The sequence below is a fragment of the Oscillibacter sp. KLE 1728 genome (genome assembly GCF_934833455.1).
GTDB lineage: Bacteria > Bacillota > Clostridia > Oscillospirales > Oscillospiraceae > Oscillibacter > Oscillibacter welbionis.
The window spans coordinates 1-8,542 of sequence record NZ_CAKVVF010000088.1 but is presented as its reverse complement, the minus strand read 5'-3'; the positions used below and the strand labels follow the sequence as shown (position 1 = coordinate 8,542).

The following is an 8,542-nucleotide window of genomic DNA, read 5'->3' as shown; positions in this document are numbered from 1 at the left end:
GTGTACAGCCGGGAGAATCTGATGAACGTGGTGTGGGGCTATGCCTACGCCGGGGACTACCGGACGGTGGATGTCCACATCCGCCGCCTGCGGGAGAAGCTGGAGAAGAACCCGGCGGAGCCGGAGTATATTATGACCAAGTGGGGAGTTGGATACTATTTCAAAGGATAAGGGCAGGATCTGGGACAGCCTGCAGTTCAAGTTCGGCCTGAGCTATATCCTGATTATCGCGGGCGTGCTGCTGCTGCTGAACACCTATCCGCTGCGGGTATCGCAGGATCTGGTGTTCCGCTCCAAGGCAACCACGCTCCAGAGCAGCGTGTCCGTGATGGTCTACTCCCTGTCCGGTCTGGACCGGCTGACCGAGGAGAATGTGTCCCAGGCCATGGCGGTGGTGGAGGAGACGGGCCTCAGCCGCATCCTGGTGACGGACAGTGCGGGCAAGGTCCTCTACGATACCCGGGAGACCAACGACGCCCTGGGGGAGTACAGCTTCTACACAGAGATCGTCCAGGCCCTGCTGGGGAACGACGTGTTCTCCAGCAGCTACCGGGGCGGGGCCTTCCGCAGCCGGGCGGCCTCGCCGGTGCTGTACCAGAACCAGATCATCGGCGCCGTATACGCATACGAGTATGACACGGAGCAGGCCGCTCTGCTGGAGGGGCTGCAGGGCAATCTACTGCGGCTCTCCGCCGGCATCGCGGTGGTGGTGCTGTGTCTCAGCGGCCTGCTGTCCCGGGCGCTGACCCGGAAGATCGGCCAGCTGCTCACCGCCATCCGGGAGGTGCGGGAGGGCGCTTACAGCCACCGGGCGGAGGTGCCCGGACGCGACGAGATCGCCCAGCTGGCCCAGGAGTTCAACAGCTTGACGGACCGCCTCAAGACTACGGATACCGCCCGCCGCCGGTTTGTGTCCGACGCCTCCCACGTGCTTAAAACGCCGCTGGCTGCCATCCGGCTGCTGACGGACTCCATCCTCCAGACGGAGAACATCGACCGGGAGACGGCCCGGGAATTTGTCACAGACATCGGGCAGGAGGCGGAGCGCCTCTCCCGTATCACAGAGGATCTGCTCCGCCTGACCCGGCTGGACAGCAACGTGCTGGAGCGGCCGGTGGTGGTGGACGCGCTGCCGGTGCTGGAGCAGGTGATGCGGATGATGAGCCTGGTGGCCCAGGAGAAGGGAACGGAACTGACCTATCGGGCGGAGGGGACCTGTACGATGCTGGCCACCCGGGATGAGATCCACCAGATCATCTATAATCTGACGGACAACGCCGTGAAGTACACGCCGCCGGGCAGCACGGTCCAGGTCTCCCTGTTTCGGGAGGGGGATCAGGTGGTGCTGACGGTGGAGGACAACGGCGCCGGCATCCCGGAAGAGGACCTGCCCCGGATCTTTGAGCGGTTCTATCGGGTGGACAAGGCACGGTCCCGCGCTGCCGGCGGCACGGGTCTGGGATTGGCCATCGTCAGGGACACGGTGGAAAAGCGGGGCGGCACTGTGGAGGCGGCCAACCGTCCTGGAGGCGGCGCTGTTTTCACCGTCCGCTGGCCCTGGCGGGAAGGAGGCGGCCAGACATGAAAAAGCGATGGATTGCCGTGCTGCTGTGCGCCGCCCTTCTGGCGGCCTTCGGCTGGGGACAGCCCCGCATTTCCGGCGAGGGCGAGACATACGACCTCTATTTCCTGGAGGCGGATCTGTCCGACGCCCCTGGCGGCGATGCCCTGCGGGCGGAGCCGCTGTACATCGAGTCGGGCGAGGTGCGGGACACCCGGGAGCTGGCGGAGTATCTGGTGACGGAGCTGCTGGCGGGACCGGAGGACGCCGCCCTCACCAGCGCCATTCCAGAGGAGACTACCCTGCTGTCCCTGGAGCTGGATGGTACCCGGGCCAAGGTGGACCTCTCCTCCCGCTACCGGCTGCTCTCCGGCGTGGCGCTGGCCTTGGCAGACTATGCCATCACCCTGACGCTGACCCAGCTGCCGGAGATCTCCGCTGTCAGCGTGACGGTCCGGGGCCAGCCGCTGGCCTACCGGGACCGGCAGATCTTCACAGCCAGGGATGTCCTGTTTTCCAGCAACGAGGATGTGATCGACACGCTGAACGCCACCCTGTACTTTCTGGATGAGACCGGCGGCCTGACGCCGGTGGAGATGACACTGGACCTGTACGAGGGGGACACGCAGGCCGGGGCCGTGGTCAAGGCCCTGCTGGAGGGGACGGAGGAAAAGGACTGGCTCTCCGCCATTCCGGAGGGGTTCCAGGTGACTTCCGTCCGGCTGGAAGAGAGCACGTGCTATGTGGATCTGCCCACGGCGGCTCTGCCGGGTCTGCCGGAGGGGGCGGATCTGTCCCTGGCCCTCCGGGCACTGGCGGACTCCCTGCTGTCCCTGCGGGCAGTGGAAGAGGTGCGGTATCTGGTGGACGGTGAGTTCGCCTCCGCCTACGGCGGCGCCGCTGTGCTGGAGCCTTATCTCAGCGCAGCTTGACGGCGCGGGACGCCGCCCCATCAGGCGCCGAAGAACAGCCGCACCGCGAAGGCGGAGGCCAGAAACCCCGTCAGGTCCGCGGCCAGGGCTGCCGGGACCGTGTGCCGGGTGCGGATGATCCCGGCAGAGCCGAAGTACACGGCGATGGTGTAGAATGTGGTTTCCGTGCTGCCCAGCATCACGGCGGCCACTCGGCCGATGTAGCTGTCGGGGCCGTAGGTGGCGATGAGGTCCGAGCCGACTGCCAGGGCGCCGCTGCCGGATACGGGGCGCACCAGCATCAGCGGCGTGGTCTCCGGCGGAATGCCCAGAAACTCCAGCGCCGGGGCGCAGAGGCCCGTGAGCCACTCCAGGGCGCCGGAAGCCCGGAACATGGCCACGGCGGTCAGCAGTCCCACCAGAGCAGGCAGGACCTTCAGCAGGACCGTGAGCCCCTCTTCGGCCCCGTGGGTCAGGGCGCCGTAGACATCCACCCGCTTCCCCATGCCGTAGAGGGCCACCCCGGCCAGCAGTACGGGGATCACCAGAGAACTGAGATTCAACGCCGGCACCTCCCCACGGCGGCCAGGAATTTGGCCGTCAGAACGCCAACCACCACCGACAGGGCCGAGGCCAGCCACACTGCCGGCAGGATGTCGAAGGGAGACTGGGCTCCACTGGCGCTGCGGACGGAGGCGATGGTGGCGGGCAGCAGCTGGATGGAAGCGGTATTCAGCACCACCAGCAGGCACAGCTCGTCGCTGGCGGTGCCGCTGCAGCCACGGGCCATCCGCCGGGCCGCCTGGATCCCGAGGGGCGTGGCGGCGTTGCCCAGTCCCAGCAGATTGGCGGACACGTTGGCGGAGAGTGCCGCCAACGTTTTTTCATCCCGGCTGGCCTGGGGCATCAGTCGCCGCAGAATGGGCCGGAAGGCCCGGGCCAATCCGGCAGAGAGGCCGCAGACATTCATGATTTCCATGACGCCGCTCCACAGGCACAGAATGCCGGCCATGGAGACACTGAGCTCCACGGCGGAGGCGGCGCCGTCCATAGCCGCGTCGGCCACGGCGTCCAGATTCCCGGTGAACAGGCCGAAGACCAGGGACAGCACCACCATCCCGGTCCAGATCCAGGTCATTGCCATTGTCATTCCCCCCTGTGTTTGTGACGGATACCCAGTTGCCTCACAAAAAATATAGAGAGGACAACTGAGATTTCAAAAAAGCAAATTGGTAAATTCACTTTATTTTTGGAATCAAATTGACAAAATGCGACCGTCTGTGATATGTTCTTATAAATGGATAGTTAGGACATATTGCTGAAAAAGGAGATACATCGTGAAATCAACGGGAATTGTCAGAAAGGTGGATGAACTGGGACGGATCGTGCTCCCTATCGAGATGCGCCGGACGCTGGATATCGGCGAGAAGGATGCATTGGAAATCTATGTGGAAGGCTCGTCCGTCATTCTGAAAAAATACAAGCCCAGCTGCGTTTTCTGCGACGCCACCAAAGACATCACGGTATTCAAGGGGAAGAATATCTGCCCCAAGTGCCTGAAAGAATTGAAAGAGCTGTGAGCGCCCTGTGCGCTGAAAACATGACGCCCATGCGGAGTTCTCCGCATGGGCGTCTTCTGCGCTGTATGTCCTGCGCGGGTCATGACCGCTCCAGGGCCGCGGCGTACAGCTCGTTTTTGGAAAGACCCGTGTGGGCCGATACCTCCCGGGCGGCATCTTTCAGCCGGATTCCCTGGGCCACCAGCCGCAGGACTTGCTCCGTCCCCTCCTCCAGCGTGACGGCGGCGGTCTCCCGGGGCGGGCTGCCCGCCACCACCAGCACGTATTCTCCCTTGGGGGTGTTTTCCTGGTAATAGGCCGCCGCTTCTCCCAGGGTGGTGCGCACAGTCTCCTCGTGGAGCTTCGTCAGCTCCCGGCACAGGGCCACCCGCCGGTCCGGGCCGAAGGTCTCCCGCAGGTCCTCCAGCGTGGCGCGCAGCTTGTGGGGCGCCTCGTGGAAGATCATGGTCCGCTCCTCGTTTTTCAGAGAGTCCAGCCGTTCCCGGCGGCTTTTCTTGTTGACGGTGAGGAAGCCCTCAAAGGTGAACCGCCCCGTGGGCAGGCCGCTGACCGCCAGGGCATTCACTGCCGCGCAGCAGCCGGGGATGGAGAGCACCTCCACCCCATTTTCGGCACACAGCCGCACCAGATCCTCTCCGGGATCGGAGATGGCCGGTGTACCGGCGTCCGTCACCAGAGCGCAGGACTCCCCAGCCAGCAGCCGCTGCAGGATGGCCTGGCCCGCAGCGGCATGGTTGTGTTCGTGGTAGCTCACCAGGGGCTTTTTGATCTGAAAGTGATTCAACAGCTTCACAGAGACCCGGGTGTCCTCCGCGGCGATGAAGTCCACGGCTCCCAGCGTCTCCGCTGCCCGGGGAGAGAAGTCCCCCAGGTTGCCGATGGGCGTGGCCACCAGATACAGCGTACCGCTCATGCGTTCGTCTCCTTTGTTCGGAAATAGGCGTTGTCCAGCTCCGCCGTGGGGCGGCCGGTCCCGTCCTCCAGGCAGAGGGGGGCGGCGATGTCCAGCCCGGGCCGTCCGCCCCGGCGGGCCTCCAACAGCAGCAGGGAAGGGGCGTCCCCCGCCCGGCGGCAGACGAGGCGCAGCCGCTTGGGCTCAAGTCCCCGGGCCCGGAGGGCGCAGCACAGGTCCGCCAGCCGCTCCGGCTTGTGGACCAGGCAGAAGCTCCCGCCCCACCGCAGCAGCCAGGCTGCTGCGGTGCAGATATCCTCCAGGGTGCAGCCAGTCTCGGACCGGGCAGCCCGGAGGGCCTCAGTCTCCGGCAGCCTGCCGGACCCGGCGGGATAGTAGGGGGGGTTGCACACCACCAAGTCAAAGCCACCGGCGGGCAGCAGGCCGCGGATCTTTCGTAGGTCTCCCCGGCGGAAGATCAGGCGGTCTGCCAGGCCGTTCCGGGCGGCGGCCTGCTCCGCCAAGCGGACGGCGTCCAGCAGCAGCTCCACACCGGTGACGGACAGTGCCCGCTGGCGCTGGAACAGCAGAAGGCCCAGCAGTCCGGTGCCGCTGCCCAGGTCGCACACCCGAAGCCCCGGCTTCAGCCGGGGAAAGCTGCCCAGCAGAAAGGAGTCGGTACTGGGCTGGAACAGGCCGTCATCGCAGACGAAGGAGAGTCCGCCGGGGCAGAGGAGTTCCCAGTGCTGCAAGTCGATCCCCCCATTGGATGATGTCTATATTCATATTATAATGGAAGATCATCATTCTTGCAATGGGGGGCACGGTTCAAAAGAAAAGGCCGCTTGGGCGCGCTCCGGTGCAGTGGCCCTCCGCGCGACGATCGGTGCAAGCGCCGATTTGGTCTGGCCTTTGGGCCTTTTGCGATTCCTGTAGTTGCTGCCCCGTGGCGGATCGTGCGGACGGCGCGGAGCGGCCACTGCATGTTCTCGCCTTCTCTTTTTGCTGCCGCTGGCCCGGTGGGTGATGGAAGTTTCTGCAGCAGGCCGATGCTCTCATCGCCCGCCGGTCCAGGCCCCTGCGGGTCGTGAGGGCCGAGACTTACAGCACGGTCCGGAGCCAGCCCAGGACCAGCAGGTGGAGGGGGTAGAACATATAAAAGAACCACTTGGAAAAACCGCCGCTGGTTCCGTGCCGGCCTGTGTAGCGGGAGAGGAGCAGCAGCGGCAGAAACGCCCCCACGTACTCGACGGAGTAGGCGTAGAGCTCCCAGTCGATCTGGAAGACATGGTCGTAAAACAGTCCGAAAAACGGGTGGATCAGCAGGGAGAGCACCCCCATGTCCAGCATGACCACCATGCAGTAGGCAAACGCCTGGTGCTTCCAACTGCCATAATAATAGTCGAACACGAGGATAATCACCACGCCTGTGTAGCCCCAGTCCGCCGGGACAGACAGGATGAACAGGAGCAAAATCAGCAGGACCTTCCAGGCAGAGCAGAGGCGCGGGCTCCTGCGGATGCGGACCGCCAGAACGCCCAGAAAAATGGTATAGATGACATTGGGGCGCATCAGCTGGATGGCGGCCAGATCGCCGCCGAAGTGGAAGTACAGAAAGGGAAACCAGCTGACCAGCGCGAAAACAGCCAGGCGGAGCAGATACCGGTTGAGGTTTCTGGTGTGGTGACAGCCCTCCACGGCGGCAAAGAACATGGTGGGGCCGGTGATTTTTCCGATGGAATGCAGGAGAATCGCCAACAGGGTGCCGTCGGGGACAAAGGCGAAGGCGATATGGTCGATCACCATGGCCGCCACCGCCACGGCCTTCAGATGATTGAGGGAGAGCCCGCCCCGGGACCGCTCCAGGCATTCAGCGGACGGGGGAGGGCAGGCGGGCAGCCCCTGTGGCGTTTCTCCGGAAAGGCCGCGGCTTTCCTCCAGACAGTGGTCGGTCATGCGGCTCCCTCCATGGCCCGCAGGGCCGTCACCAGAGCCGGTTCCCCGGCGGGGGAGAGAATGTCCGGCGTGGTGCCCGTTTCCTCACTGCTGGAGCCGTCACCGTTCAGGCCGAACATCATGGTGAACTGCACCAGGATGCCGCTGTTGGGCAGCTGCAGGAAGACTGGATCCAGAGCCCCGATGCCGTCGCCGCCGGTGGGACTGCCCACCAGGGTGGCGAAGCCTGTCTCCTGGCAGAACACGGCGAAGGACTCGCTGGCGGAGTAGACCGCCGGCCCCACCAGCACCCAGATGCGGCCGTGGAAAGGTGCCCGCTCTGCCGCTGGCTCCACAGAGAGGGTGCTCTCCACAAAGTGGGTGGCGGCCTGGATTCCGTCCCGCTCCAGCTTGGGCAGATCCGGCAGGTCCGCGATGGGGTGCAGCTCCTCCGGGGAGAACACCTCCTGGATATAGGGGCGGTTGTTGTCGCTCTCCGCCAGCAGGGCATAGTTGGTGCAGGAGAGGGGACGGTCCGTCAGGGGCGCCGCCAGCAGCTGCTGCCAGTAGACCTCGCTTCCGCCGGAGTTGTCCGTCAGGTCGATGATGAGATCCGTGCAGTCCGCCGCCTGGCGGTAGAAGTCCGTCAGGGCCGCCCGGTCTGTGGCGTAGCTGTCCTCATATTCCGCCGGGAAGCTGTCGATCTTCACATACCCCACGTCTCCGCCGGGCAGGAGCAGGGTGTTGAGGTTCGCGGCAGGCTCCTCCGAATCGGCTGAATTGACCGTGCCGTCCTCTTCGCCGTAGGCATCCAGCAGCGTCTGGAGTCTTTCATAGCCCCGGACGGTCACCGGGTCCGTCAGTACCTCCCGCCAGTGCTCCCGGTCCTGGATGCCGCCGTCCTCATAGGCCTCACAGTAGGCGCGGTACATATCCGGCTCCACGATCCAGAGGTGGCCGTACGTCCCCAGGCGGAACAGTGTGCTGTAAACAGCGGAATAGAATACCTCGTCGCTGTCGCTTTCCTGGATCATCTCCCGGTATGCCTGGAAGATGGCCGCCGACGGGTCCTCCGGGTTGTCCCGGTCTCGGACACCCATGCAGAGATAGCTGTCCCCCAGTGTCTGGACCAGGTAGTCGTAGTCCTCCAGCCGCTGGTCCTGGGTCAAGCCAAGCAAGTGGTCCATGGAGGGGACCTCAGATTCCGGCCCTCCCAGGGCACCGCATCCCGCCAGCAGACAGGGCAGCACCGCTGCTGCCAGCAGCTTCTTCCAAGCGTGTTTCATCGTGTGTCTCCTTTCAAATCGGCTGTCCCCAATATTACGGGAGTAAAGGGCCTCTTTCTTCACTCCAGCGGGGAACACCGGCAGGATAACACCAATTTCTTACAACTCTATGGAGAAATCTCTTACAGATTTCTTACAGTTGCCGAAACGACAAAAAGGTCCGCGAGCTTTGGCTCGCGGACCTTTTATGTATCCTCGATTACTCCTCGGGGACGATGGCGCCGTTGGGGCAGGTGTCGCTGCAGGAACCGCAGTCCAGGCAAGCGGCAGCATCGATGACGTACTGGTCATCACCCTGGCTGATAGCACCGGCGGGGCAAGCGTCCGCGCAAGTGCCGCAGCTCACGCAGGCAGACGTGATTTTGTAGGCCATGGGA

At 64.3% G+C, this 8,542-nt stretch carries 11 protein-coding genes; 4 read left to right on the top strand and 7 right to left on the bottom strand.

All coding sequences use genetic code 11. The features are described from left to right. From QVE23_RS09325 to QVE23_RS09315, 3 genes are all read left to right on the top strand, one after another. Window positions 1-171, top strand: a 171-nt coding sequence (locus QVE23_RS09325) for a winged helix-turn-helix domain-containing protein (RefSeq protein WP_287968029.1), incomplete at its 5' end; no start/stop codon positions are given. After that, on the top strand, window positions 149-1,585 hold the full coding sequence (locus QVE23_RS09320; protein WP_287968026.1) for a sensor histidine kinase: 1,437 nt from the start codon (window positions 149-151) through the stop codon (window positions 1,583-1,585). The genes QVE23_RS09325 and QVE23_RS09320, both read left to right, overlap by 23 nt. Then, window positions 1,582-2,493 (top strand): GerMN domain-containing protein, encoded by a 912-nt coding sequence (locus tag QVE23_RS09315; RefSeq protein ID WP_021749174.1) that lies wholly within the window; start codon window positions 1,582-1,584, stop codon window positions 2,491-2,493. Before QVE23_RS09320 ends, QVE23_RS09315 begins: the two co-directional genes overlap by 4 nt. A gap of 20 nt (window positions 2,494-2,513) precedes the next feature. Here QVE23_RS09315 and QVE23_RS09310 read toward each other — a convergent pair whose 3' ends face one another. Together QVE23_RS09310 and QVE23_RS09305 are read right to left on the bottom strand one after the other, a co-directional pair. Beyond that, complete coding sequence (locus QVE23_RS09310) at window positions 2,514-3,035, bottom strand: spore maturation protein (protein ID WP_036630223.1); 522 nt, start codon at window positions 3,033-3,035, stop codon at window positions 2,514-2,516. Next, complete coding sequence (locus tag QVE23_RS09305) at window positions 3,032-3,616, bottom strand: nucleoside recognition domain-containing protein (protein ID WP_036630220.1); 585 nt, start codon at window positions 3,614-3,616, stop codon at window positions 3,032-3,034. The genes QVE23_RS09310 and QVE23_RS09305 overlap by 4 nt, the downstream gene beginning before the upstream one ends. Before the next feature lie 193 nt (window positions 3,617-3,809). On the opposite strand from QVE23_RS09305, the gene QVE23_RS09300 reads away from it, so the two are divergent. Continuing rightward, window positions 3,810-4,052, top strand: coding sequence for an AbrB/MazE/SpoVT family DNA-binding domain-containing protein (locus tag QVE23_RS09300; protein ID WP_021749170.1), 243 nt, complete (start codon window positions 3,810-3,812; stop codon window positions 4,050-4,052). Window positions 4,053-4,131: 79 nt separating this feature from the next. Here the strand turns inward: QVE23_RS09300 and rsmI are convergent, their stop codons facing one another. The 5 genes from rsmI to fdxA all read right to left on the bottom strand — a co-directional run bounded on the left by rsmI (window position 4,132) and on the right by fdxA (window position 8,538). Further along, entirely contained in the window at window positions 4,132-4,965 is an 834-nt protein-coding gene (gene rsmI / locus QVE23_RS09295; protein WP_021749169.1) for a 16S rRNA (cytidine(1402)-2'-O)-methyltransferase, read from the bottom strand. Then, window positions 4,962-5,696, bottom strand: a complete 735-nt coding sequence (locus QVE23_RS09290; protein ID WP_119311553.1) for a tRNA1(Val) (adenine(37)-N6)-methyltransferase — start codon at window positions 5,694-5,696, stop codon at window positions 4,962-4,964. Before QVE23_RS09290 ends, rsmI begins: the two co-directional genes overlap by 4 nt. 349 nt (window positions 5,697-6,045) lie before the next feature. Continuing rightward, window positions 6,046-6,900, bottom strand: coding sequence for a TraX family protein (locus QVE23_RS09285; RefSeq protein ID WP_287968025.1), 855 nt, complete (start codon window positions 6,898-6,900; stop codon window positions 6,046-6,048). Continuing rightward, window positions 6,897-8,165, bottom strand: coding sequence for a S41 family peptidase (locus QVE23_RS09280; RefSeq protein WP_287968024.1), 1,269 nt, complete (start codon window positions 8,163-8,165; stop codon window positions 6,897-6,899). The genes QVE23_RS09285 and QVE23_RS09280 overlap by 4 nt, the downstream gene beginning before the upstream one ends. Window positions 8,166-8,364: 199 nt before the next feature. Continuing rightward, window positions 8,365-8,538 (bottom strand): 4Fe-4S ferredoxin, encoded by a 174-nt coding sequence (fdxA, locus tag QVE23_RS09275; protein WP_287968028.1) that lies wholly within the window; start codon window positions 8,536-8,538, stop codon window positions 8,365-8,367. Window positions 8,539-8,542: the final 4 nt, after the last annotated feature.